The organism is Paenibacillus glacialis (assembly GCF_001637205.1).
GTDB lineage: Bacteria > Bacillota > Bacilli > Paenibacillales > Paenibacillaceae > Paenibacillus_AQ > Paenibacillus_AQ glacialis.
The window spans coordinates 211,236-237,096 of the sequence record NZ_LVJH01000029.1; the positions used below are offsets into that span (position 1 = coordinate 211,236).

23 protein-coding genes are annotated in these 25,861 nt (G+C 41.4%); 21 read left to right on the forward strand and 2 right to left on the reverse strand.

Annotated elements, in window-relative coordinates:
* Positions 1-3 precede the first annotated feature (3 nt).
* The 14 genes from PGLA_RS16980 (at position 4) to PGLA_RS17045 (ending at position 14,379) form a co-directional block, all read left to right on the forward strand.
* On the forward strand, positions 4-840 hold the full coding sequence (locus tag PGLA_RS16980; protein ID WP_068535009.1) for a DegV family protein: 837 nt from the start codon (positions 4-6) through the stop codon (positions 838-840).
* Between the two features lie 200 nt (positions 841-1,040).
* Positions 1,041-1,640, forward strand: a complete 600-nt coding sequence (locus tag PGLA_RS16985; RefSeq protein WP_068535012.1) for a nitroreductase family protein — start codon at positions 1,041-1,043, stop codon at positions 1,638-1,640.
* Positions 1,641-1,834: 194 nt separating this feature from the next.
* Complete coding sequence (locus PGLA_RS16990) at positions 1,835-2,179, forward strand: YojF family protein (RefSeq protein WP_068535015.1); 345 nt, start codon at positions 1,835-1,837, stop codon at positions 2,177-2,179.
* 23 nt (positions 2,180-2,202) lie between these two features.
* Positions 2,203-2,853, forward strand: coding sequence for a bacillithiol biosynthesis deacetylase BshB2 (bshB2, locus tag PGLA_RS16995; protein ID WP_068535018.1), 651 nt, complete (start codon positions 2,203-2,205; stop codon positions 2,851-2,853).
* 182 nt (positions 2,854-3,035) lie between these two features.
* Positions 3,036-4,334, forward strand: coding sequence for a beta-N-acetylhexosaminidase (gene nagZ / locus PGLA_RS17000; protein WP_068535021.1), 1,299 nt, complete (start codon positions 3,036-3,038; stop codon positions 4,332-4,334).
* Positions 4,335-4,366: 32 nt separating this feature from the next.
* Positions 4,367-5,446 (forward strand): lactonase family protein, encoded by a 1,080-nt coding sequence (locus tag PGLA_RS17005; protein ID WP_068535024.1) that lies wholly within the window; start codon positions 4,367-4,369, stop codon positions 5,444-5,446.
* A 194-nt stretch (positions 5,447-5,640) separates the two neighbouring features.
* The gene (locus tag PGLA_RS17010) at positions 5,641-7,338 is read left to right on the forward strand and encodes a spore germination protein (protein ID WP_068535027.1); all 1,698 of its coding nucleotides are present in this window, start codon (positions 5,641-5,643) and stop codon (positions 7,336-7,338) included.
* A gap of 26 nt (positions 7,339-7,364) precedes the next feature.
* Positions 7,365-8,471, forward strand: coding sequence for a spore germination protein (locus PGLA_RS17015; protein WP_068535030.1), 1,107 nt, complete (start codon positions 7,365-7,367; stop codon positions 8,469-8,471).
* Positions 8,464-9,660, forward strand: a complete 1,197-nt coding sequence (locus PGLA_RS17020) for a Ger(x)C family spore germination protein (RefSeq protein WP_245700020.1) — start codon at positions 8,464-8,466, stop codon at positions 9,658-9,660. The genes PGLA_RS17015 and PGLA_RS17020 overlap by 8 nt, the downstream gene beginning before the upstream one ends.
* 408 nt (positions 9,661-10,068) lie before the next feature.
* The gene (locus PGLA_RS17025; RefSeq protein ID WP_068535033.1) at positions 10,069-10,503 is read left to right on the forward strand and encodes an NfeD family protein; all 435 of its coding nucleotides are present in this window, start codon (positions 10,069-10,071) and stop codon (positions 10,501-10,503) included.
* Entirely contained in the window at positions 10,503-11,435 is a 933-nt protein-coding gene (locus PGLA_RS17030; protein WP_068535037.1) for an SPFH domain-containing protein, read from the forward strand. The genes PGLA_RS17025 and PGLA_RS17030 overlap by 1 nt, the downstream gene beginning before the upstream one ends.
* A gap of 196 nt (positions 11,436-11,631) precedes the next feature.
* Positions 11,632-12,378, forward strand: a complete 747-nt coding sequence (locus PGLA_RS17035) for an ABC transporter ATP-binding protein (protein WP_068535040.1) — start codon at positions 11,632-11,634, stop codon at positions 12,376-12,378.
* Positions 12,366-13,121 (forward strand): ABC transporter permease, encoded by a 756-nt coding sequence (locus tag PGLA_RS17040; RefSeq protein ID WP_068535043.1) that lies wholly within the window; start codon positions 12,366-12,368, stop codon positions 13,119-13,121. Before PGLA_RS17035 ends, PGLA_RS17040 begins: the two co-directional genes overlap by 13 nt.
* Positions 13,122-13,200: 79 nt before the next feature.
* Positions 13,201-14,379 (forward strand): AI-2E family transporter, encoded by a 1,179-nt coding sequence (locus tag PGLA_RS17045; RefSeq protein ID WP_068535046.1) that lies wholly within the window; start codon positions 13,201-13,203, stop codon positions 14,377-14,379.
* A gap of 163 nt (positions 14,380-14,542) precedes the next feature.
* Here the strand turns inward: PGLA_RS17045 and PGLA_RS17050 are convergent, their stop codons facing one another.
* A complete protein-coding gene (locus PGLA_RS17050; protein WP_068535049.1) occupies positions 14,543-15,391 on the reverse strand; it encodes a 1,4-dihydroxy-6-naphtoate synthase in 849 nt (282 codons plus the stop codon).
* Entirely contained in the window at positions 15,388-16,080 is a 693-nt protein-coding gene (locus PGLA_RS17055; RefSeq protein ID WP_281197402.1) for a futalosine hydrolase, read from the reverse strand. The genes PGLA_RS17050 and PGLA_RS17055 overlap by 4 nt, the downstream gene beginning before the upstream one ends.
* 319 nt (positions 16,081-16,399) lie before the next feature.
* Here PGLA_RS17055 and PGLA_RS17060 point away from each other — a divergent pair, with 319 nt between their 5' ends.
* From PGLA_RS17060 to PGLA_RS17090, 7 genes are all read left to right on the forward strand, one after another.
* Positions 16,400-17,101 carry a response regulator transcription factor gene (locus PGLA_RS17060; RefSeq protein WP_068535050.1) on the forward strand — a complete coding sequence of 234 codons (702 nt, stop codon included), beginning with the start codon at positions 16,400-16,402 and terminating at the stop codon, positions 17,099-17,101.
* Positions 17,091-18,170 (forward strand): sensor histidine kinase, encoded by a 1,080-nt coding sequence (locus PGLA_RS17065; protein WP_245700022.1) that lies wholly within the window; start codon positions 17,091-17,093, stop codon positions 18,168-18,170. Before PGLA_RS17060 ends, PGLA_RS17065 begins: the two co-directional genes overlap by 11 nt.
* 111 nt (positions 18,171-18,281) lie before the next feature.
* Positions 18,282-20,180 (forward strand): serine hydrolase domain-containing protein, encoded by a 1,899-nt coding sequence (locus PGLA_RS17070; protein WP_068535051.1) that lies wholly within the window; start codon positions 18,282-18,284, stop codon positions 20,178-20,180.
* Between the two features lie 296 nt (positions 20,181-20,476).
* Positions 20,477-21,631, forward strand: coding sequence for a type III polyketide synthase (locus PGLA_RS17075; protein ID WP_068535052.1), 1,155 nt, complete (start codon positions 20,477-20,479; stop codon positions 21,629-21,631).
* Positions 21,618-22,364, forward strand: coding sequence for a methyltransferase domain-containing protein (locus PGLA_RS17080; RefSeq protein WP_068535053.1), 747 nt, complete (start codon positions 21,618-21,620; stop codon positions 22,362-22,364). The genes PGLA_RS17075 and PGLA_RS17080 overlap by 14 nt, the downstream gene beginning before the upstream one ends.
* Complete coding sequence (locus PGLA_RS17085) at positions 22,361-23,509, forward strand: NAD(P)/FAD-dependent oxidoreductase (protein ID WP_068535054.1); 1,149 nt, start codon at positions 22,361-22,363, stop codon at positions 23,507-23,509. The genes PGLA_RS17080 and PGLA_RS17085 overlap by 4 nt, the downstream gene beginning before the upstream one ends.
* Positions 23,510-23,535: 26 nt before the next feature.
* Entirely contained in the window at positions 23,536-25,698 is a 2,163-nt protein-coding gene (locus PGLA_RS17090) for an MMPL family transporter (protein WP_084411184.1), read from the forward strand.
* Positions 25,699-25,861 lie beyond the last annotated feature (163 nt).

Genomic DNA, 25,861 nt, shown 5'->3' on the forward strand with positions numbered 1-25,861 from the left:
AAAATGAAATCAATTGCTTGGGTTACGGATAGTACATGTACTATTGACCCGGATTTTGCTAAAGAGAATCATATTTATATTGTACCCTTACGTCTTATTTTTGGAAATGAAACTTATAAAGAGACAATCGATATTACTAGCGAAGAAGTATACGAGAAACTTAAAATCTTTGAAAAGGCAGGCAGTTCACAGCCTCCAATTGGAGAATTTATAGAACTATATGAATACTTAAAAGATAAATATGATGAAATAATTGCCATTCATTGCTCTTCTGCACTTAGTGGAACGTTCCATAATTCGATACAAGCTGCCGAAATTGCTGAAACATCAGTCGTTGGAATTGATTCACAGGCAGGTGCATTCCCATTTAGAGAAATGATAATGCATGGCATTAAATTGCAACATGAGGGACTTTCTGCGCAAGAGATTAAAGAGAGTATTCAACCGATGATTGATAATACTAAGTTTTTCCTTATTCCTGCCAACCTGCAACAGCTTCATCGTAGTGGTAGAGCATCAGGTACTCAGTTGCTTATTAGTAATTTGCTTAAAATAAATTTGATTATCCGTTTCGATGAGGGGAAGGTTCTTGTAGATGAGAAGATTCGTACCTTCAAGAAAGCCAAGCAGAGGCTCATCGAACATTTAAAAACAGATATCGAAAAAATAAAGACGGTATGTGTAATGCATGCAAATAATATAACAGTTGCGCAAGAGATTAAGCAGGAAATTGCTACAGATCATCCGAATATCAAAATAGAGATTATGACATTCATTCCTGTCGTTGGTATTCTTGCTGGCGAAGGAACTATTGGGTTATCGTGGATAAAGAATTATTAATCCATCATTTCATAACAATATTTAGAAACTGGGGGCCATGAGGTCTCTGGTTTTTTTTGTTGTCTTTCATTAGATTAATGACAACAAACTTTGCACATAATAGTCTCATGCTGTCCATTGAATATATAAATTTGCATTGTGAGTAAAACTCATATATAATAAAAAAGTAAGTAAATCACATTAAGGGAGTTGCTTGAATTATGTCTAAAGATTTTTTTGAAGCAATTAAGAATAGACGTTCCGTTTATGTAATAAGTAAGGAAGCAGTTGTATCCGATGAAAGAATCCAAGAAATCGTTAATGAAGCAGTAAAACATACGCCATCATCTTTTAACTCACAAAGTGCTAGAGTGGTAGTTCTTCTTGGAGAACAACATGATAAACTGTGGAATATTACTGAGAATACACTTAAAAGTGTCGTTCCAGCAGATCAATTCACGCCAACAGCAGAGAAAATGACGTTATTCCGCAATGGTTATGGAACGGTGTTATTCTTTGAGGATCAAGCTGTCGTTGAAGGACTTCAAGAATCATTTGCGCAATATGCAGATAATTTCCCTATCTGGTCTAATCAATCTTCAGGAATGCACCAACTGGTTGTGTGGACAGCATTAGAAATCGAAGGTTTCGGAGCGTCTTTGCAGCATTACAACCCACTCATTGATAATGAAGTGAAACAAACATGGAACATCCCAGCATCATGGAAACTCATTGCTCAAATGCCATTTGGTAAAACAGTAGTTCCAGCAGGCGAGAAGCAATTCCAACCATTGGAAGACCGCGTTAAAGTATTTAAGTAAAATAAATCCATAACGAGTATATTCATTTAGAATCAATACTCATCATAAAAGAAGCCAAACCTTTTTCTTATGTGGTAACAGAAGAAGGGGTGGCTTTTTTTTCATTATTATTTGAGAAAACTATGTCATGTAGTCTATAATATAATGAACATACTTAAATGCAGTAAGCGATTCAGACGGAGGAGTAGAAGATAATGCAACCCATAAATCAGGCAAGCGTTCAGTTGGTCATTGATCAATTGAAAAACCAAGACCTTTATATTCATCTTGAGATGACTACGGGAGCTTATGCTTCCCACAACGATGATTCAAAATTAACCGCGTCCACGTTTATTCGTAATGGTATTATTCGATATACTTTAGGTTCTATTGAAGGGACGGGTCCCTTTCGTGTCGGACTCAAGATTAATGAAGGATGGGTATACTCTCAGGGGTTGACGCACTGGGATGAAAGCGATAGCGAACGCCTTATCCTTGCGGGTCATGATAATGAAGGTAAACTGGTCGTGTCACTACAATTAAGTAAAGAACCATTTTAACTAGGGAGAGAAGGTTAACTCATATGGAACGTCAGATATTAGTAGTACTTCCACATCCAGATGATGAATGCTTCGGTCTCTCAGGAACGTTAGCCAAGCACATCAGTGAAGGCACGCAAGTAACATACGCCTGCCTAACTTTAGGAGAGATGGCCCGTAATATGGGTAATCCCTTGTTTGCCAATCGGGTAACTCTTCCTCAGATTCGTAAATTGGAACTGATGGAATCATGTAAGTCTATTGGAATAACCGATGTAAGAATGATGGGTTATCACGATAAAACGATTGAATTTGAGGATCATGAGGCAATGAGTAAGAGACTTGGGGATTTGATTACAGAACTGAACCCATCGCTCGTGATTACCTTTCACCCACTGTATAGTGTTCATCCAGATCATGATGCTACAGGTGCTGCGGTGATACGTACGATTGCTAAGATGCCGAAGGACCAAAGACCAACGCTCCATGTTATGGCATTCACAAAAGATTGTGAACAAATGTTAGGACTTCCAGATGTGAAAGTAGATGTTACTGCTTTCCTTAAACATAAGATCGGATCTATACAAGCTCATCGCTCCCAGTGGCAGTTACCAGTAGACAGCCAAATGGTTGAGAGTCAAGCTATGAAGGATAGATTCGGAACAGAACGTTTCTGGACATATTCAATTGAATAATATATAGGTTAGACGAAGGGGTCCCTGGCATTCGCTCAGGGACCCCTTAAATCAATGAACATGAAGTATGTTTCGGGAAATATGATTGAATTAAGGTAGGATTACTGTTACTTTCAGTTAGATTTTTGTACAATATAAAAATGTTGGCAACTATTTCATAAGAAATGGGTGATAAATCGAACATGAAAATAAATACATTAATGATCTTGATGTGTGTAATCCTTGTTCTTGGAAGGTGTAGTACAAGTCAAAGTGCTGGTGAAAATGCAGACGTAAACAATGGAACGAACTCAGATACGAATACTCCCCTTCAGGCTTCGGTTGAAGGCACAGGATCCGTAGTTCAAGAACCAACAGTACCAGTAGAACCAACAGATGCTGTGAAAGAACTCTTGAAGAGTATGACTACAGCGGAAAAGGTAGGTCAATTGGTTGTCGTTGGCATGGAAGGAACAATAGTGGATAAGGATAGTCGGAAATTCATTGAAGACTACCATGTCGGTGGGTTTATTTTTTATAGAGATAATATTGAGAATACGCAGCAAGCGTTAAGTTTATTTAACGATCTGAAGAGCAGTAATGTGGCTAACAAAGTCCCTCTCTGGATGAGTGTGGATGAAGAGGGTGGCCGAGTGACGCGGATGCCAAAGGAATTCCTTAAGATGCCCACGAATAAAGCGATTGGCAAGAAGAAGGATTCCGAGTTGTCTCATGAAATTGGACAGATTCTAGGTCGCGAGTTACAAGGATTTGGATTGAATATGGACTACGCGCCTGTGCTTGATATCAATAGTAACCCGACGAATTCGGTTATTGGGGATCGCTCCTTCGGAAATCAGGCGAAGCTTGTAAGCACGCTTGGCATTGCCACGATGAAGGGGATACAATCTCAAGGTGTTGTACCCGTTGTTAAGCATTTCCCAGGTCATGGAGATACGTCTATTGACTCACATATCGGTTTACCGGTTGTTGAGCATGATCTAGAACGGTTACGCACGCTTGAATTGGTTCCTTTCCAAGATGCGATTAAGAACCAAGCGGAAGTGGTTATGATTGCGCATATACTGATGCCGAAAGTAGATCCTACTGCTCCTGCATCTTTATCGAAGAAGGTTATTACGGATATTCTACGGGATGAGCTTGGGTTCAATGGCATTGTGATGACCGATGATATGACAATGGGAGCTATCGGGGAAAATTATGATCTACAGAAAGCTTCTGTCCAAACCGTAATTGCGGGCACGAATATTGTGCTTGTCGGTCATGATGCCAATAAAGGTATATCAGTTATTCAAGCTTTGACAGATGCTGTGAATCATGGGAAAATTTCAGAGGAACTGTTGGATAGTCGTGTCTATACGATATTGAAGCTGAAAGAGAAATATGGATTAACCAACGCTCCTGCTAAGGGCCCCGATGTTAAATCGCTGAATGGGGACATTCAACAAATACTTAACAAGGTTGGTAAGGCAACGAAATAAACGATACATACAACTAAGGGAGGCATTATAATATGGTAAATAATCACGGGAAACTGTTTGTATTTGTAGGTTCATACGCTGAATCGGAAGATAGCGGTGTATATGTGTATTCTTTAGATGAAGAAACAGGGCAACTAACACGCTTAGATGAGGTTACTGGACTTAAGAATCCGACATTTTTAAATGTAGATCTGGATGAACATAAGTTATATTCCATTTCAGAGACGTTATCCGAGGAAGGTGCTAAGATCGGTGAAGTTGTTGCATTCACAGTTGATCCTATCTCAGGATCGCTGAAATTAATCAATCGAAAGAATAGCGTACAATCGACTACATGTCATATTCAAAGAGATTCTGAAAGTAAGTTCCTTACAGTTACTAGTTATCATGGTGGTATGATCGGTATGATGGCTATTGAACAAGATGGTAGCTTGGGCGAATTGTTAGATGTTCAGCAGCATGAGGGACACAGTGTGCACCAGAACCAAGACCGACCGCATCCACATTCTTCTTTTTTTAGTCCAGACGGAAATTACTTGTTTGTACAAGATCTTGGATTAGATATCATTCAAGCTTATAGCATCGATTCGGATAAACAGCAGTTGATAAAAAAAGGAAAAACCCATCTTCATCCAGGTGCGGGACCGAGACATCTAACGTTTCACCCACATGGAATATATGCTTTTGTCATTAATGAACTTGACTCGACGATCACGTCTTTTATGTATGATGCTGAGAATGGTGAATTAAAGGAGCAGGAGACGGTGCCTACGCTCCCAGATGATTTCACAGGGGACAATGGTTGCGCGGAGATTACGATATCTCAAGATGGCAAATTTGTATATGGATCTAACCGAGGACACGATAGTATCGTGGTCTATGCATTTGATGAAGCGACAGGTAAACTAAACCTTGTGGAACATGTTTCTGTAGAAGGTGGACATCCACGTCATTTCGCGATAACCCCAAATGGAGATTATCTCATTGTAGCCAATCGGGATACGAACAATCTTGTAACCTTCCGAGTGGATCAAGAGTCAGGAAGTTTGCAATATACAGGAATAAGTGAAACCGTGTCTAAACCTGTGTGTGTACTGCCTTATTATTTGTAAATTCTTATCATGGAGATAACCATGTAACTTGATGTAGCACCTATTCGAATCGGCATTATGCTGAGTGATGGGTGCTTTTTTTAGTTGTATCATCTTTTCTCGTATGATTTGGTGAGTTATGGTAACACTACTTGTACAAATGACATGACTTGTTCTTGTCTACTCTTAAGCTTGTAGCTGATGGGAGGATGTATATGTGGAAAACGATTGTTTCTTATATTCCGGATGGGATAGTTTTTGTTCAAGCTCTAGTGATCTTGATCGTTCCTATAATTATTTACTTTACATCTAAATGGCTTCAGTCTGCTTTGGGCACTCGACCTTCTGAGGATACTCCGACAGAGAATAAATCTGAAGAGAATACACCTGAGAATGGTAAGGCTGAGACAGAAGCTACTCTTTCGTTTACGGGTAAATATGAAGCAGACTTAGCATCTATTAAGAAAAAGATAGCTAAAAATTGTGATGTTCATTTTAGAGAGTTTACGATGGCTACTGGTAAAAAGGCAGCTATTATATATGTCGAAGGACTTTATGATAAGGAGCTTATAGAGGTTCAAGTGATGAAGTCTTTGATGTTCGATGATGCTGAAGAGACGGAGAAGCCATCTGATGACACGAAGAAATCATCTGATGACACGAAGATTACAAAAACATATCTTATGAATAAAATGCTTCCTATTAGTGAAATAAGGGAGGCTCTCAATCTACAGGAGTTAATTTCGGATATATTGGTTGGATCTACAGCAATGCTGATTGATGGAATCGTAGAAGTATTACTTCTAGGTTCAGCAACGGGGAAAACACGAAGTATAGAGGAGCCTCTATCAGAAGGGCTATTGAGAGGCCCACGAGTAGGATTCACAGAAATATTGAGCGATAATACCGCTGTGCTAAGGCGTCATGGTAAGAATGAAAGTCTGGAAATGATTAAATTTCAAGTAGGGACACGGGCCAAAAAAGACCTTGTCGTTGCTTATATGAACGATATAGTGAATTCCGAATTGCTGGAGGAAGTTAAACGCCGGATTGAAGCTATAAATATGGATTATTTGCCAGAGTCAGGATATGTAGAACAATTGATTGAGGATAATACTTTAAGTCCGTTTCAACAAGCTCAAAACACTGAGCGACCTGATCGAGTCATTAACTCATTGTTGGAAGGGAGAGTTGCAATTTTACTGGATGGGAGTCCGTTTGCACTGATTGTGCCGGTAACCTTTAGTATGTTGTTACAGTCACCCGAGGATTATTATGAAAGATGGATACCGGGTACGCTCCTGCGGATGTTACGATTTCTAGCTACATTTTTTGCTTTATTCGCCCCTGCATTGTATATATCGTTTATTTCTTATCACCCTGGGCTTATTCCTACGAAGTTGGTTATGTCTATTATTGATGCGAGACAAGGAGTACCCTTTCCATCTCTTATAGAGGCATTAATTATGGAAACATCCATTGAAATATTAAGAGAAGCAGGAGTCCGATTACCGAAACCTATTGGTCCTGCTATGGGTATCGTGGGTGGTCTAATTATTGGTGATGCAGCTGTAAATGCGGGTCTAGTTAGTCCCTTTCTAGTTATCGTTGTAGCCGTAACTGCTATTTCTTCATTTGCGATTCCGTCGTATAGTGCAGGCATAACGCTACGATTATTACGTTTTCTGGCCATGTTCAGCGCTGCTGTTTTAGGTGCTTATGGAACAATTTTGTTTTTTCTGTTATTATTCAGCCATTTAGTGAAGCTGAAAAGTTTTGGAGTGCCGTACATTAGTCCTGCAGTTCCATACAGATTAGATGATTGGAAAGACTTTATATTTCGTTTGCCCTTTAAGGTGATGAAACGCCGACCGCTCATGATGAAGACTAAGGATTCTGACCGTAAAAAATAAATGAGAGCGCAAAGGAGGAGGATTCTGTGTTTACCCGGACGGATGATAAGATAACAACGGCTCAAACGGTCGTAATCATTAGTTGCTATATGCTTGGATCTGGGGTTCTTACACTTCCAAGAACTTTAACCGAGAGAGTTAAAACTGCAGATGGTTGGATATCACTAATTTTAGGCTGGTTGATAATAATGCTCGCAGGAATATGTATCGTGAAACTGTGTCAGCAATTTCCTGGTAAAACCATCTATCAATTCGTACAAGAAATTGTAGGAAGTTGGATCGGTAGTTGTTTGAGCATGCTGATGATCCTTTATTTTGTTGCTATATCTGCGTTTCAGATCAGGGTGATGGCTGAAGTAACTATGCTTTATTTACTTGAAAGTACACCTATATGGGCAATTGTTATGTCTTTCATGTGGATTGGATTGTATCTAATTACGAGCGGGATCAATTCAATTGCGCGATTGTTTGAGATTATACTACCGATTACGATCATTGTTTTATTAATTTGTATGTTTTTGAGTAGTAAAATATTTGATATTAATAATGTACGTCCTGTGTTAGGAGAGGGGCTCTTTCCTGTCATTAGGGGGTTGAAAACAACAATACTTGTTTTTCTAGGCTATGAGATCATGATCATTCTTCCGGCGTTTATGCAACATCCCCAAAAAGGCGTAAAGGCATTGATTATAGGTACTTCAATTCCTCTAGTTTTGTACTTAATCACTTTTATTATGGTTGTGGGTGCATTGTCTGTTGATGGAGTCGTAAGAAGTACTTGGCCAACGCTTGATCTCATGCGAAGTTTTGAAATTACGGGTCTCCTCTTTGAAAGATTTGAGTTCTTCTTGCTAGTTATCTGGATCATGCAAATATTCTCGACATTTACGATTACTTTTTATGCGGGATCATTGGGTCTGGCTCAATTATTTCAAAAAAATATTCAACCTATCATGTACGGCTTGATTCCGATCATATACATCGTTGCACTGCTACCCAAAAATATGAATGAACTATTTGATTTTGGTGATTTCGTTAGTAGTGTGTCTATCTATTTGTTCGGGTTATTGCCTGTACTCCTTCTCCTAATCACAAAAATCTTCAAAAAAGGAGCTGTGAAGGAAGATGGATAGCATGAAACGCTATTTCTTATTTGCACTATCCATCCTATTCGTACTCTGTCTAACTGGATGCTGGGGTAATAGGGAGATAGAAGATCTGAGTGTTAACGTAGGGCTAGCACTTGATGTTGGAGAGGAGTCTGAATTAGAACAAGAATTGGCTAAAGAAGGCGATAGTTATCCTAAAAAAAACCTCATTACAGCAACGCTCCAAACTGTACCCGTTCTTAAAGGGAAAAGTGAAAAACAATCGGGCAGCTCAAAATCCTCCCCGATGTATTTGAACACAGAGGAAACAGGAGATTCGATCTTTCAATTGTATCGTCAGTTTTCTCTTAGGAGGTATCGCCCGATTATCGGGCATCATTTAAAAGTGATTGTTATCTCTTCTGAGCTTTCGCGTAAAATGGATTTAAACAAGCTATTAAAATTTATTTCTCGAGATAACGATATCAGACCTAGTTGCCTTATATTAATAAGTAAAGAAAAAGCAAGCGAAGCTCTAATCTCAAGTCAATCCGGAGACATTCCCTCGTTCCATCTCAGAAGTATGGTAGAGAATCAATTTAGAAACAATAAAATATTGGCACCTATGATTCTTACTAAATTAGATGGAATCATGAACTCAGGGTCAAGTTTTATTTTGCAAAATTTGGTTTCTGCCAAAGGTGAAGTTGAATTCGCTGGGGCTGGTGTTATTAAAGGGAAAATTAATAAATGGATCGGAACTTTAAATGAGCACGAGGTCGAAGGACTGAATTGGATTAGGGGAGAAATAGAAGGTGGGGTAATCAAAACATATGATAAGTCGGGTGAAGTTCTTGCTTATGAAATCAAATCTGCAAAAACCAAAATTAAAACAAAGGTACAAGGAAACGATATTTCTTTTCATGTGAGTATAGAATCGGATGGGCGGTTAATTGAGAATTGGGATACGTCACAAGTTCCTACGGACGACAAATTTTTGAAAGAAGCAGAGGGGTATTTCGAAGAAGAATTAAAAGAGATGTTACATAAAACTATTCATAAGATACAAGAAGTTTATCATGTGGATGTGGGGGGCTTCAATAATAAGCTTCGAATACAACACCCTAAGGTTTGGAAAAAAGTCAAAAAGGAGTGGGACGAGACATTTAGTCAGTCTGATATCACGTACGATGTTAAGTTGAATATTACGGATTACGGTTCCTCAACGAAGTAAGAGATCGTAATAGTGAGAAGAAATGAAGGGTATTTCCCATCCAATAGAGCGAAGAGTCAAAATAGAGGTAATATATAAGTGAAGGCCCTATCATTGAATATGACAGGGCTTTATTTAATGCTGGATTACTCTAGTATAGATCGGAAAATAGGCGTTACTTATGAATCAATCGTGAAGATTCACAGTATATTGCGTTTAACTATAACGGGTAGTAAATTTCTACATCGTAAATAAACCTAAATAATGGTATGTTGAGTTATAATGATGTTAGGAATCATCCACGAGAGGGTAACAACGTGGTTGAATGACTACATAATACAGATAACAACTATAAGTACGTTATCTGAGTGTTGTGTGTACTATTTGTTTGCTTGGTGCCATATAATCCAGCAAAAGGTGGTGAGAACAATGGAACTTTGGGCAATCTGGCTCGTCATCGGTATCATACTATTTATCATCGAGATGCTGACATTAACCTTTTATCTGTTATGGGTTGGGATCGGGGCGATTGCGGCGGCGCTTATTGCTTTGGTAGCACCTGATTTATTCTTCGTACAGGCATTAGTTGGTTGTATTGTGGCTTTGGGGTTGACTTTCTTCACGAAACCCCTTACAAGATTTATTCGGAAATCTAAAGGGTATACGGATGTTATTGATGATTTAGTTGGAAAGCAAGGCATTGTTGTTGAGACAATCGAAGTAGGTAGAAATGGCGTTGTTAAAGTGGGTAACGAAACGTGGAGTGCTACTTCGTACCAAGCCCTACAAAAGGATGATATCGTTATCGTTATACAACGTGGTACCACCGTCTTGGAAGTTCAAAAATGGGAAGGGGTTTCTTAATGGGTGCTTCACTAGTAATTACAATTATTATTCTTGTTATCGTTGTTGTATTTATCTCTTTGACTATCAAAATAGTACCTCAGCAACGCGTTGGGGTTGTGGAACGTCTCGGTAAGTTCCACCGTTTATTAACACCAGGACTAAATATTCTTATTCCAATTATCGATCATGTAAGGGTATATCACGATTTGCGTATTCAACAGGCGAATGTTCCTCCGCAAACGGTTATTACGAAAGATAACGTGCAAGTTCAGATTGATACGATTATATTCTATCAAGTTGTTGGACCGGATCAGGCTACATATGGCATATCTGATTATGTCTATGGTGTTCGAAATATATCCACTGCTACGATGCGGCAGATCATCGGAAAGATGGAGTTAGATGAAACATTATCTGGCCGTGAGAAGATATCGATGGAGATCCGTGTTGCTCTAGATGAAGCGACAGAGAAGTGGGGCGTACGGATTGAACGTGTTGAAGTTATTGATATTCAGCCGCCAAAAGATATTCAAGACGCGATGGATAAGCAGATGAAAGCTGAACGTAGCAAACGTGCCATCGTTCTCGAAGCAGAAGCTGCTAAGCAAGACATGATTCTACGTGCTGAAGGAGACAAGCAAAGTAAAATCCTGAAAGCCGAAGGGGATAAAGAAGCCCGTATTCGTGAAGCTGAAGGGTTAGGTCAGGCTCAAGAGTTAGAAGCGATCGGTCAAGCGAAAGCTATTCTATCCGTTGCGCAGGCGGAGAAGAATCGTATCGAGTTGCTTCGTGAAGCTGGACTTGACGAGAACGTCCTTGCCTATCGTTCATTCGAAGCTTTGACTGAGATTTCTAAAGGACCTGCTAATAAGGTGTTTATTCCTTCGAATGCCGTGGAGATTCTCGGTAGTCTAGGCGCTATTGGAGAAATTTTTAAAGCTAAGAAATAATATAGATAACATGTAAAGAGGGACTAAACGGATGTTGAAATTTAGTCTCTCTTTTTTATGTGAAAAAAAGTGTGGACGGCTCGTGTTGATGATGTGTGGAACAATGGAGTGGTGTGCCAGCTAATATGATAATATAATTATATATTCTCAATAGGACGAGAGTAGTGCTGTATACACAAATGGAGGGCAATTGACTTTGACAAACATACTGGAAATAAATCAGTTGAGTAAGAGCTACGGAGATAAACCTATATTAAATGCGTTCACGGCCCAAATTGCGAAACCTGAAATGATCTCACTTCTTGGTAAGTCGGGTCAAGGAAAGAGTACACTTCTTAGAATTCTGTGCCGATTAGAGGCACAGGATCAAGGTGGAATTCAATTCCATGGACGTTCATATGAAGAGGTAGATCCTAAAGAATGGCGAAAGAAGATATGTTATGTCTCTCAACAATCGTATATGCTTCCTGGAAGTGTAGAGGATAACTTAAGAACGGTGAGTCAGCTTCATAAGACACCGTTCGATATGTCGTTCGCGAAGGAACTCATGACATCGTTAGATCTTGATCATATGGATTGGAACAAGAAGTCCGCAGATTTATCAGGGGGAGAGAAACAAAGAGTAGCTCTCGTACGCTCGCTACTTCTAAGACCGGAAATTTTATTGTTAGATGAGGTTACGGCCTCATTAGATATGCAGAGCAAACAAGCGGTAGAGAAGTTGCTACAGGATTGGCAAGAGCAAGAAGGTGCAACCTGTGTTTGGATTACGCATGATCTTGAACAAGCGCAAAGATTAAGCCATAGGATATGGTTCATTGAGGGAGGGTCCTTATTAGAAGATAACGACAGTCATGACTTTTTCGAGAATCCTAGAACAGAAAGTGCCAGAAACTATTTACAACTCGTTCCTAAGGAGGGAAGAAGTTCATGTCCTATGTAGCTCTCAGCTTCACGCTTATTTTTGTGATGATTACGATGCTGGTCTCGATGTGGCAAAAGCTTGATTTGGAAAAAGACATTGCGATTGGAACGATACGTTCGGCCATTCAACTGCTGCTTGTCGGATATGTTTTAATGTTTGTCTTTAAATCTAATCATCCGATCTTTATCCTTGCGATTCTTTCGGTGATGGTTAGCGTCGCATCATGGAACGCTGGTAAACGTGGTAAAGGATTGCGTGGTATACGCTGGCGTATAGCACTTTCAATTGGTTGTACGGAAGTATTGATGATGGCCTTACTCTTAGGACTACAAATTATCGAGGCAACACCCCAGTATATTATCCCAATTAGCGGCATGACGATTGGTAATGCAATGGTCGTATCGGGTCTATACTTAAATCATATGAAGCGGGAAGTAGAATCTAATAAAGGGGAAATAGAGACTTTACTTTGTTTAGGTGCAAGTGCGAGACAAGCGATTCAAGATTCACTCAAGAGATCAGTCAAATCAAGTATGATTCCAACGATTGATGGGATGAAGACAGTTGGACTTGTCCAATTACCTGGGATGATGACTGGGATGATCGTGGCAGGAGCCGATCCAGTCGAGGCTGTACGTTATCAGATTTTGATCGTATTTGCATTTACAGCATCAGCAGCTATTACGAGTATTATATTAAGTCTAGTAAGCTACCGCCTTTGGTTCACTAAAGACCTACGAATGGCTCCATTAAGAGATTAGTATTCATTGGAATCTTAAGAGGTTAATACGCTATAATGAATAATAAATTCAATTTTCACAAAAGGGAATGATAAGCCTTATGATACATAGACCAACAGAGACGAAGAAGAAGTATCAAGTATTACTCCAGCAAAAAAAGTTAATGTTGTTGTTCGTTATCTTGATGATTGGGTTAATTATCTTCGTGTTTAGCAAAATTTCTTATATCTTCACACCAATCAAAATCATTCTAAGTACGGTATCGATACCGATTATACTAGCAACCGTGGCATATTACTTGCTCAATCCAATCGTGGATTTTATGGAAAGAAAAAAGATAAAACGTGGTTATTCGATACTTATTCTCTACGCACTTATTATCGGGCTATTGACGATTCTTATTGTAGTAATCATTCCGGTCATACGCGATCAAGTTATGGGGTTTGTTGAGTATTTGCCAATGTATAGTAAAGAGGCTCAGCAGTTATTTGAGCACTGGATTGGAAGCGACTTATTCACGCAGATCCAACAGAGTATTGGATTTAATGCTCCAGATTTTATGAGTGAGATATCATCGAAGGCTTCTACATTTTTTAATAATACGTTTAAAGGGATTGGCACCGTTGTAGGGGTAGTATCAGAATTCATATTAGCCATTATTATTGCGCCATTCATATTGGTATATCTGTTGAAGGATGGAAAGAAACTGCCTCCGTATATTCTTAAGCTTCTTCCAACGAAGGTTCGTCCACGTACATCAAAAGTGCTAAGCGAAATTAGCCATCAGATCAGTTCTTTTATTCGTGGTCAGATTATCGTCAGCTTCTGTATTGGAGTCCTACTCTATTTCGGTTATCTAACCATTGGACTGGATTATCCTGTGGTGCTTGCTATTATTGCAGCTTGTACAAGTATGGTTCCTTATTTAGGGCCAACGATTGCAATCGCTCCTGCTATTATTATTGCATTAGTAACGTCACCGATCATGCTCCTCAAGATGGTTGTGGTATGGACGATTGTACAATTGATCGAAGGGAAATTTATATCTCCTCAAATTATGGGGAAAACGTTGAGCATTCACCCGATTACGATTATTTTTGTCATTATCGTATCTGGGAAATTATTCGGAGTTGTCGGCATTATACTAGCTGTTCCCGGTTACGCCGTATTCAAAGTCATTATGATGAACCTATTTCAAGGGTTTAAGAACACAACTGATTGGTATGAACCTCTTCCAGAACCCTTTGTGGCTGAGGAACCAAAGGATAAAGATATTTGATAGGCTAACATCTATTCTATTCAAAGTAACATAGCTATTCTTGTTGTGATGGCGTAACACCAAACATTAACGGTCCGCCTTTAAAGCTGTGTTTCCTCTTGGGTGAAATCAAGGAACACAGCTTTAACTGCGTACGTAACCGATTATAGATTTAAGAGAATAGTTAGCCCTGCCATAGCAGCGCATCGATATCGAAGGGAGGAATAATTCCCTCTTGAGAAGCCCGGTTGAGTAATGCCTTGATAGCACCATAACCTTCATCACCTAAGTCAGCGCTGAATTGATTTACATATAAATCAATATGGGCTTGGACAACTTCAGATGACAATTCTTGTGAGTGGTGTAGGACGTATTCCTGCGATGCTTCTGGATGAGCCCATGCATACTCGACGGATTCGCGAATCCATGTCGTGATCCTGTTTAAGTCTAACGATTTACGAGCGATTATGGCACCTAAAGGGATGGGCAGGTTCGTATCTTCTTCCCACCAATTTCCTAAATCCGTCATAAGCGATAAACCATACTCTGGGTATGTAAAACGTGCTTCATGAATGACCAATCCAGCGTCAATGAGTCCATCACGCACAGCAGGCATGATCTGGTCAAAAGGCATGACGACAATTTCACCTATTCCACCGGGGATGTTCTGTGCTGCCCATAATCGGAACAATAAATAAGCGGTGGAACGCTCGCTAGGAACGGCGATACGGCGACCTGCAAGTATTGCGGGATCATTCGTGATCTCATCTCTACTTGATGTGAGTACTAATGGACCACATCCTCGTCCAAGCGCACCTCCACATGAGAGTAATGCGTATTCATCAGACACCCAAGGTAGCGCACCGTATGATATTTTGAGAATATCAGGTCCGTCGGTTCCTTGTGCAAGTGTGTTCGTGATATTAATGTCCGCGTATGTGACTTCTAACTCGGGCGCACCGGGTAGTAAACCATGGACCCAAGCGTGATATATAAAAGTGTCATTTGGACACGGAGAAAAGACGATTTTCATGTTAATACCTCCAGTAGTATGGAACTTACGGCTTCAAGAGCCTCAAAGGCTTCTTTCATCTTCCACGCTGCTCGATCTCGGGGACCTACAGCATTTGATATCGTTCGAATCTCAAGTACGGGTACGTTATAGATCTGAGCTGCAACAGCTACACCATAACCTTCCATAGCCTCTGCCGTAGCTCCAGGTATACGCTTGTTCAGAGCATCCGCACTCTCAGATGAACCTGTCACCGTTGTAACGGTAAGAATTGGACCCGTATGAACGGATAGTCCGGCACCATGAAGTGCATCAGTTAATAGGGTTACTAGATTGGATTCTACGGAAACACGAGAAGATCCAAATCCTAGTTCGTCTACACTACAGAAACCTTCAGCAGTCTCTGCCCCAAGATCTGCGGCTATAATTTCACTCGCCACGACTATGGAGCCAAGTTCTGCTTGTCCTACAAATCCTCCACCAATGCCAGCACTAATCACTAGACTATAATCTCCTAAGGCAAGTGCGGTCGCTGTATTTGCAGCAGCTACCGGCGAACCAACCCCTGCTAATCGTACATCGAATTGACTTGATCCACGAATGCCTCTTAGTACAGCATCTCTCTCGGCGGCGACTGCAGTCATGACCAGTATTCGCTTGCCTGCCTCTGACTGAAGTAGTTCTTCAGCGTTCCCGAGTGGTTGAGTAATGACTTCTTGTTTCAATTAGATCCCCTCGCTCGCTTATTCTTGTATGAATGAATATATATAGTTACGATTAGTCTTCTCAATATATAAAGGTACCGTTAACGGATAAGGTTGTAAAGGGGAGGTAAGAGATACGGGGAAGAGATACGCGATAGCTTTGAAATTAAAAAGGTAAGATCATCTTTATTGATTCCATGATATGACATATCATGGTTAGTAGTAGTGTAAATCATTGGCATCAACCTAATTTTTTATCTTGAGAAAACAGCAGTAAGCTTCTCCTTACAAGGGAAGCCTGCGTCATTGAGGAAGGAGATCAAGCGTGGAACAGGAACAGATACTTATCGTTGATGATGATAAGGATATTGTAGAATTTATCGAGGTCTTTTTAGTTAAGGAAGGCTATCGGACAGTCATTGCTCACAGCGGCATGGATGCGCTGGAACAGCTGCGTCATCATGATATTCGTCTGGTCATCCTTGATATCATGATGCCAGATCTTGATGGGGTCGAAGTGTGCAGAAGAATTCGGGAGCGTGATAATATTCCGATCATTATGCTCAGTGCGAAATCGACTGACCTAGACAAGGTGGTTGGACTGAGTTCTGGAGCGGATGACTATATGATCAAACCCTTCAGCATGATTGAGCTTACGGCCAGGGTAAAGGCACAGCTTCGGAGATATACCTATCTGAACCACAGGCCGGGAGTCGCTCATGAAGAGCATGTGATCCAAATCAAAGAACTGCAAATCGATGTACGTTCCCGTGTTGTAACAATATACGGGAACGTGGTCAAACTGACTAAGACCGAGTACGAGATTATACTCTTATTGGCCCAACATGCGGGCCAGGTATTCACTCTGGAAGAAATATACAGGAAAGTATGGAAGGACAAATATTTTGAAGGTAACAATACGGTGATGGTCCATATTGCTAGATTGAGAGAGAAGATCGAGGACAATCCGAAGGAATCAAAAATTGTGAAAAACATATGGGGAGTAGGATACAAAATTGAGAGCTAACGGGAACATGGGGATTCGGCTTAAGTTAATTCTAATTTTCACCTCCAGCGTCATTTTTGCAGGCTTGTCGATTATTATTTTACAGAAGATATTGTCACAGAGTGTTGTGTTCGTTGATGTGGATATCTCCCGATGGGAAGAGAGGTATTCCTTCGTTTACTTTGCCATTTTCGTCATTTTGACGTTTATATTCTTTTATGTCTTAACAATAAAGATCATCCGACGTATTAAACATATCGACACATGCGTGAACCTGATGAAAGAAGGAAATCTTGATATTCGTATACAGATGGAGACGCAAGATGAGATTGGCAATTTGGCACGTGGGATTAATGCAATGGTGCAATCGCTGAAGGAATCGATGGAGCGGGAACACCAAGCTGAGAATATGAAGAACGAGATGATAGCTAGCATCTCACACGATTTGCGAACCCCTGTTACCTCGCTTATCGGATATATGGATCTCATCAAAACAGATATCAACAGCGACATCTTATCATGCACCAAGTATGTTGATATATGTCAAAAGAAGTGCGATGATCTTAAAAACCAGATTCAGGATCTGCTGGATTATTGCCACATCAACTTTCAGGGGATCCCTATGAACAAGGTGAGGGTTGATATAAAGGAACTACTACAGCAAGTCATAATCGACTTTGTTCCCCAACTGGAGAAGGCGGACATGGCGTTTACGATTGAGAACAGTGGGGAGTCGTGTCAGGTAGAAGTGGATATCGCCCTCTTGGTTCGACTTTTGCAAAATATGATCAGTAATGGGATTTTCTATGGATATTCTGGAAAAATGATGAATCTTCGCCTATTTGAAGAAGGGGATAACGTCATTATACAAATTGCTAACTATGGAAAACCAATTCTACCTGAGGATATACCTTATATATTCGAGAAATATTATCGTGCAGAGAAGTCACGCAGCAGGAATACAGGCGGAAAAGGAATGGGCTTAGCTATTGCTAAAAGTATTGCCGAAATTCATGGTGGAAGCATCGCTGTAAAGAGTACCGAGGCAGAGACGGTATTCTCCATTATGTTGCCAAGTGCTCGATCGTAAGAAAGTCGTATGTATTTGTTTCAAAATAGGTAAGATATAGCACGTATACTACATAGTAAGGATAGTTAATTCAGAGCTAACCTCAATACTTAGATGGATGAGGTGACAGGAATGAAGATTGTGAGAGGTTCCAAGGTATTATTCTGCCTGCTGATCTTTAGTCTTTTGGTGAGTAATATGAGTATCTACGTCTCAGCAGAGGAAACCGAGGGAGTGCAGAAGAGACTAGAAACGGTGATGGATGGTTACATGAATATGAGTATGGAGGATAATCACATTGCTGGAGCTTCCTTAGTTGTCGTCAAGGATGGCAAAGTGTTACTCAAAAAAGGGTATGGTTATGCGGATGTGGCGAGTCAGACTCCGTTCGATCCTAATCAGACGTTGTCTCGGATTGGCTCTGTGACCAAGCTATTTACGGCGACGGCCGCGATGCAACTGGTAGAGAATGGGGAGATAGATCTAGATGCGGATGTCAATACATACCTTAAGAATGTGAAGATCGACAACCCTTATGATACTCTCCTCTCAATGAAGCATCTACTGACACAAACCGGTGGCTTCGCGGAGAGCACGGAGGGCATATATAGCGATAAGTTGCTCGAACGGCCTGTACCCTTGTCGGATACGATCGGTAAGTACATGCCTCCCTTGGTCCGGCGTCCAGGAGAGGTCATACAGTATAGTAATTATGGATACGCGTTAATTGGATATATCGTGGAGCAGGTCAGTGGTATATCATATGGGCAGTACATTCAAGATCATCTTTTCAAGCCGTTAGGTATGACTGGGGCTAGCTACGACTTGAGTCCAGAATTATTGTCGGAACTGTCCAAAGGATACGCGTACGATGGAAAGAAATTTATCGAGAAGTCTGCGGGTAGTATACTAGTGTATCCTGCTGGTTCGATCGTCGCTACTGCGGAGGATATGTCCAAGTTTCTGCTGATCCATCTACAGAATGGTGCTACAATGGACGGTCGGATCCTGAACGAAAGCACTGCGAAGAGCATGCGCGAAGTTCATTTTACAGCACATGCTGCTATGCCGGGGTATGGATACGGATTTTATCAAAACTACAAAAATACTGATATTCTAATGCACGACGGAGATGTCGATTCATATACGAGCCAACTTTCCATCTATCCGAAAGAAAATCTTGGATATTTTCTTACCTACAACACGCTGGATGACGGCGCATTGCGCGACGGGGTCGAGGAGGAAATCTACAATTTTTTCGGTGTCGACATGAGTTCTAAGGTCAAACCTGAGGTGACAGAAGCCTTTTCCGATTCTTCTTCTGCCGAACCGAAAGCATACGAAGGCAAGTATGTCTTTGCACAGCGGGTTCTTAAAGGTCCGTTGAGATCGAGAGGACTATTCCTGAAGATGGGTATTAGTACAGACAAAGATGGGAATGTGAAACTTAGCACATTTGATTCGAGTGTTAGCGGAACATATGTGGAATCGGCGGATGGAACGTATGTCAAACCGGGTACCAACCGACGGATTGCGCTGAAGGAGGATCCAGAAGGCAATCAATATTTGCTAGTGAACATGAAGACACCGCTACAGACGATGGAGAAATTAAGCTCGAAGGAAGTATTTATGGAAAGCATCGTGCGGCCTTATGTGTTCGGGATTGCCTTGATCGGTTGCATAATCGCGTTCTTCCAGTTGTTTCGTAGAAAGAAAAGAAAGAGACTTGAGGGTGGGGCTCTTCGAGCTCGCCGGTTGTCGCAACTTCTCAGCTTGTTGATTGTACTACTCGGGCTTGTCATGGTCGTAGTCATGTTCACACAAAGCGATGATTTCCGTGCTACCATTGTGATCGTAGGGTATCTAATCTCGGGATTGATAGCTCTTGCGTTCATCGGACTCCTACTCACTTTATTGTCCCTCCTGCGTAATAAAGACGGAGGTTCCATCTGGAACCTAGCATTCTCAACCATGGTTATGCTGGCGGGTGCGGGTTCCTTGGTTTATGCTGCTTTTTTAGATATGTACTAATAACAGTATAGTATTAGAAGCAATCCAATGTCGCATAGGCATTGGATTGTTGTTATATTTGGAAGAAAAGTATAGAGAGTTGAACAGGATGTTAAACCTCGTCAAACAAATAACACCATCTCTTAGATGAACGAGTGATCTAAGGTCTAAGAAGATTAAGTCCTCGGTAAGAGTGAAAAGTGAGCAAGAAGATGTAAAGAAGTAGTTGAGCAATCAGGCATATACAAGCTTTTTAAAGAATACACTTCCATTACGGAATGTTTCGCGTAAACCTTGGACAAGGAGTTGTGAAGCTTATGATAGATACGATGTCTCCTAATATTTCTATACTTGGCATAGGAACGGCACTCCCTTCTTACCGGATTGAACAAGATGAGGTGTTAGATAAACTAGAGGAAGCGTTACAAGATTCCCCAAATGCCGTGCGGTGGGCTAGAAGAATCTTTAAACAATGTGGTGTTGCAACCCGATATACTTGTGAACCTAATCTCATCGCGCAGGGATCAAGAAGCCGTTATTTACCGTCCGAAGGACTTGATGACATCCCTTCCACTGCAGAACGTATGGGGATATATAAAAGAGAATCCGTTCTTTTAGCGCTACAAGCAGCGAAAGATGCTTTACTTGATAGCGAGCTAGATGGTTCGCAGATCACACATCTTATAACGGTAAGTTGTACAGGACAATTCTTACCGGGAATTGATGCTGTTCTTGTTAAGGAAATGGATCTGTCTCCACGTGTTCAGCGGATTCCATTAACCTTTCAAGGATGTGCTGCTGGATTAAAGGCGATTCAATTGGCTCGGACGCTAGTGAAGGGACAATCGACTGCACGGATCCTAATTGTCTGCGTGGAATTATGTACACTTCATTTCCAGCCCTCAAGTGATCGAGAGGCTTTGTTTGGTGCGTCATTCTTTGGGGATGGGGCTTCCGCTTGTGTTATAGGAAACGCGGAGAAGAACAGCAAAGGGCTATTTCAATTAGGTGATGGGCATTCGGTTCTAATGCCTGATTGTAGTGAGGAAATGATATGGGAAGTAGGCAATTATGGATTCGATCTCTATCTATCAACGAATATTCCCAAATTGTTAGGGTGTTATCTAACTTCGGAACTGGAAGCACTCTTAGATGGAGAAGAAGCTCCTAGCTTATGGGCGATTCACCCTGGAGGACGAGGCATTGTTGATATTGTTCAACAGATGTGCGAATTAAGCGATGATCAGGTTCAGTATAGTCGGAGTATTCTACATGACTATGGTAATTTGTCTTCAGCGACGATTATGTTTGTTCTAAAAGCGATGCGTGAAGATCTTGTATCTCGTAAAGCTGAATCGTCAAGTGGCGTAGCGATAGCCTTCGGTCCAGGACTTACAGCAGAACTGCTTAAGTTCACATATCTTCCATCAGCCATTCTACAAGAGCGGATTATAGATCATGTCCATTCTTAAGAGGTTACAGAATAGAGCTGAAGAACCTGAAATGATGGATGATTTCAGTATGGGTGGAGATGAACTACACGAAGCGCTACGTGATCTTCGGCTGTTGAATCGCATTTTTTGTGCTTCGAATCCTACTATTTATGGCGTTGAGCGGATATGGATTCTGGCGGGTCGTCCGAAACACGTATCCGTTCTTGATGTGGGCGCGGGTTCAGGAGATGTAAATAGACACATTCTTAGGTGGGCGGATAAGAGAGGCATTGATGTTACGATCCAATTAGCAGATGTTACCGAGGAGGCATGTGAAGAGGCGCGCCATTTCTTTCATGACGAACCGAGGGTGACAGTAAGATTAGTAGACGTGAAAGACCTACCGGAAGCATCTGTTGATATCGTCACTGGATCGCAATTTATCCATCATTTTACGGGGAATGAACTTCATACGATCGTAACCCACATGCACAAAGCATCCAAGCTTGGCGTGGTGATTAATGATATTCACCGACAATGGATTCCTTGGATAGTCGTATGGATTGTCAGCCGACTGGTGTCCACGAACCGCTATATCAGGCACGATGGCCCTTTGTCTGTAGCCAAAGGGTTTCGTGCTAACGATTGGATTACGTTAAGAGAAGCCATAGGAATTCCTCAACTGAGCTATTCGTGGCGGCCCTTATTTCGGTATGCTGTTGTCATTCCACAACAAACCTCTCATGGAGAAGATAGGAGAGGGAATGGATGAATCAAATATTGGATGCGGTTGTCATTGGCGGTGGAATCGCAGGATGTAGTCTTACGAAGCAATTAGCAGATATGGGATGGAGCACGCTCTTGTTAGATCGGCAGGTATTCCCTCGACATAAAACATGTGGTGAATTTCTATCTCCAGAATCCCAAGAGATGCTAAGTAAGCTTGGGCTTGATACTGTTATGGCATCATTAGAGCCACAGTTGATAGCGAAAGCGAGATTGGTATTTGAACATGGAGGTTCAGTAGAAGTTCCATTACCAGGTTCAGCATGGGGAATAAGTCGCTATAAGCTTGACGTAGCTCTGCACGAAGCGATTGTTCAAGCAGGAGCAATCGTACGAACGGGCATGACAGTAATCTCGATTAATCTACATGAGGAAGGTTACGAAGTGAAGGTCAAGCAACGGGGTGAAGTTGAGGTGATTCAAGCTCGTACGGTGTATGCTGCTTGGGGATCTCATCGTCATGCTAATATGTTCGATGAACCGTATACCTTAGATTCGAGTAATCGTTCCTATGTCGGGATTAAATCTCATTATTCAGGAATGGATCCTGAACTCGTTACGGAGCTGTATTTCGTAAAGGGTGGATATATCGGGATTTCTCCTGTTGAGAATGGTTATTCGAATGTGGCTGCACTGTTGGACAAGGAAGTAGTCAAGGGTACGGGAACTACCGTTCATGCTATCCTTGAAGCAGCTTCAAGAGGAAACCCTCGATTGGTGGAGAGAATGAAACATGGTGTTCCCATTGAGGGTACACAAGTGTCTATTGCCCCCGTACATTTATCTCTTCAACCGCTCGCATGGCACATCATTCCACATCTTGGGGATGCAGCAGTGGTGATTCCACCACTATGTGGAGATGGGATGTCTATTGCGCTGCGTTCATCATTTCTATGTAGCGCCCTTGCCGATCGTTATCTTCGGGGAGAGATATCCCTGTCTATCTGGCAAGAAGAGTACACACAAGCGATTCAGAGAGAATTCGGTGGTCTTATCAGGCGAGGAAGACTTGCACACACCCTGTGTTCGATGCCCCGTGTTACGCGATGGCTCCCAAGTGCTATAAGACGTTATCCTCCACTTGGAAAGTACCTCGTCAAGGCCACACGATTGAAATCATTTCGTGGTTAGTCATTATTTTTTAGGAGAGCTGGGTCATGGGATATCGGATGCTTGCTAAACTATCATTTCGGTTCCCGACATGGATCATTGTGTTGTGGACAGCCTTTTTTGTCATCTTTGGTACGAATGCGACGAAGCTACCAGAGGTACTCAAGGACCACGGGTTAGTGTCTGTGGGGAGTTTTACAACGGTTCAGCAAATACTATCTTCAGATTTCGGAATTCCGGAAGATCCCATTATGCTTGTTTTTGAAAAAGAGTCAGCAGTAACAATACCACAGTTTCAACGATATATTGAGAACGTCCTAACGAGAATGCAATCCATTGAGGGTCTATCTTCTCAAGTATCTCCGTTTGATAGGGAAGGGATGTTGCAAGGGAACGTTGCCTATGCACTTCTTGGATTTCGTCAGCAAGCTTACCAGATCGGACCTGTATTGGAGCAGATTAGACAACAGCTTCCTACATCTTCACATATTACGGTGGGTGTGACAGGGAAATCCGTTATTCAATATGATGTGAATCAAGCGAGTCGGGAAGGATTGAAGACAGCAGAGCTGATCGGCTTGCCAATCGCATTTGTGACATTGTTATTTGCGTTCAGAGGTGTTGTCTTTGCATTACTTCCGCTGATCATAGGGATGATTGGCGTAACAGGGACGCTAGGTATCATGACTTTAGTGGGTACGATGATCGAACTCTCCAATTTCGTATTAAGTGTGATCCCTATGGTAGGATTGGCACTTAGTATTGATTTTTCACTTATGATTATCAGTCGCTTTCAGGAGGAATTCCCCAATCGCAGTGTAGAACAGTCGGTAATAACGTCGATGCGTACAGCGGGACGAGCTGTGATATACTCGGCGGCTTGTGTCCTTCTGGGCTTATTGGCGATTCAATTTATTCATTTGCCTATCTTCACAACCGTTGCCTTGGGCGCGATGGTTGTGCTAATCGTATCCCTTCTACTAAATTTGACGTTACTTCCTGCTCTACTGAGCATATTAGGTCCCTTTATAGTAACTAAAAGGCAGGAGCCTAAGAAGATCTTAACCCCAGGATTCTGGGATCGTTGGTCACTCACAATAATGAGAAAGCCTATCGTATCCATACTCGTTGCAATCATTGTGTTACTTAGTTGTCTCTTTCCATTACGTCATATGATGATTAGCATACCAGATGCCACTTCACTTCCTAAAGGATACGAGTCACGTACAGCCGCGGAAGTTTACAAAGATCACTTTACTTCGACTTCTAGCTCAGAGGTTGTTGTGATCTTGGAAGGACAGAATTCCACATTTGTAACAGAAGATTGGATAAAGGCATATCAATGGGTGAAGCGATTCAAACAAGATCCTGGCGTGGTCCAGATTGAATCTGTGTTTGATCACTTGCCTTTTTTACCGGAAGAACAGTTACTTCGAATGCTTCAGAATCCTATCTTTATGACAAAGGTAGAACCAGCGTCACAATCCATACTTTGGGATAATAAAATGCTCATTCGGCTGACGATACAAGGTACCCCCGGTTCCAAGATAGCTTCGGATTGGTTGCGAAATATAGAAGTAGAGGGTGCTGCTGCAGAACTCCCATTGATTGTTGGAGGAGAGGCAAAGTATCAGCAGGAGATATTCGATGAAATTTCGAGTCATCTCGTGTCTATTCTATTATTTATTGGAATAACAAACTTCATCGTTCTATGCATCGCATTCCGATCTATTCTTATTCCACTTAAAGCGATTGTGATGAATCTATTAAGTCTCGGAGCTTCGTTCGGTATTCTGGTCTTTATATTTGAAAAAGGGAGACTTGGATTAGAACCTAATCCAATAGCGGTGATGATTCCGATCTTTGTATTTGGTCTCGTATTTGGAATCAGTATGGATTATGGTGTGTTCCTGTTATCTCGAATGTCTGAAGTATACGAACGAACGGGAGACCACGTTGTAGCTGTCACGTCCGGATTATCTTCAACGGGTCGGATCATCACCTCAGCGGCTGCTATCATGATCGCTGTCACTTTACCATTCGCCTTCGCAGATGTCGTAGGAGTGAAGCAACTTGGAATCGGTATTGCGGCAGCCATATTCATAGATGCCACAATCATTCGACTGATCCTCGTTCCTTCATTAATGGCACTGCTCGGACGATTGAATTGGTGGATGCCTTTTCAAAGAAAACACAAACCTTACAAATAGGGGGTTGTGAATGTGTATGGGTCAACGTGGATAGTTAGCATTAGTTCAATAAGTTCTTTACGGCGTGTATGACCACATCAGGTCTGTGTATTTGAATGGAATGCCAGCTGTCATCTACGATAATTTGTGTAGTCAATGGGGTAAGATGTCACAAATCCTCTTG

Bases quoted from the DNA above. Each gene is read 5' to 3' on its own strand.
- PGLA_RS17050 (WP_068535049.1), bottom strand. From the start codon at position 15,391: ATGAAAATCGTCTTTTCTCCGTGTCCAAATGACACTTTTATATATCAC.
- bshB2 (WP_068535018.1), top strand. From the start codon at position 2,203: ATGGAACGTCAGATATTAGTAGTACTTCCACATCCAGATGATGAATGC.
- PGLA_RS17075 (WP_068535052.1), top strand. From the start codon at position 20,477: ATGATAGATACGATGTCTCCTAATATTTCTATACTTGGCATAGGAACG.
- PGLA_RS17005 (WP_068535024.1), top strand. From the start codon at position 4,367: ATGGTAAATAATCACGGGAAACTGTTTGTATTTGTAGGTTCATACGCT.
- PGLA_RS16980 (WP_068535009.1), top strand. From the start codon at position 4: ATGAAATCAATTGCTTGGGTTACGGATAGTACATGTACTATTGACCCG.
- PGLA_RS17070 (WP_068535051.1), top strand. From the start codon at position 18,282: ATGAAGATTGTGAGAGGTTCCAAGGTATTATTCTGCCTGCTGATCTTT.
- PGLA_RS17030 (WP_068535037.1), top strand. From the start codon at position 10,503: ATGGGTGCTTCACTAGTAATTACAATTATTATTCTTGTTATCGTTGTT.
- PGLA_RS17045 (WP_068535046.1), top strand. From the start codon at position 13,201: ATGATACATAGACCAACAGAGACGAAGAAGAAGTATCAAGTATTACTC.
- PGLA_RS17080 (WP_068535053.1), top strand. From the start codon at position 21,618: ATGTCCATTCTTAAGAGGTTACAGAATAGAGCTGAAGAACCTGAAATG.
- PGLA_RS16985 (WP_068535012.1), top strand. From the start codon at position 1,041: ATGTCTAAAGATTTTTTTGAAGCAATTAAGAATAGACGTTCCGTTTAT.
- PGLA_RS17090 (WP_084411184.1), top strand. From the start codon at position 23,536: ATGGGATATCGGATGCTTGCTAAACTATCATTTCGGTTCCCGACATGG.
- PGLA_RS17025 (WP_068535033.1), top strand. From the start codon at position 10,069: ATGGAACTTTGGGCAATCTGGCTCGTCATCGGTATCATACTATTTATC.
- PGLA_RS17010 (WP_068535027.1), top strand. From the start codon at position 5,641: ATGTGGAAAACGATTGTTTCTTATATTCCGGATGGGATAGTTTTTGTT.
- PGLA_RS17040 (WP_068535043.1), top strand. From the start codon at position 12,366: ATGTCCTATGTAGCTCTCAGCTTCACGCTTATTTTTGTGATGATTACG.
- PGLA_RS17020 (WP_245700020.1), top strand. From the start codon at position 8,464: ATGGATAGCATGAAACGCTATTTCTTATTTGCACTATCCATCCTATTC.
- PGLA_RS17085 (WP_068535054.1), top strand. From the start codon at position 22,361: ATGAATCAAATATTGGATGCGGTTGTCATTGGCGGTGGAATCGCAGGA.
- nagZ (WP_068535021.1), top strand. From the start codon at position 3,036: ATGAAAATAAATACATTAATGATCTTGATGTGTGTAATCCTTGTTCTT.
- PGLA_RS16990 (WP_068535015.1), top strand. From the start codon at position 1,835: ATGCAACCCATAAATCAGGCAAGCGTTCAGTTGGTCATTGATCAATTG.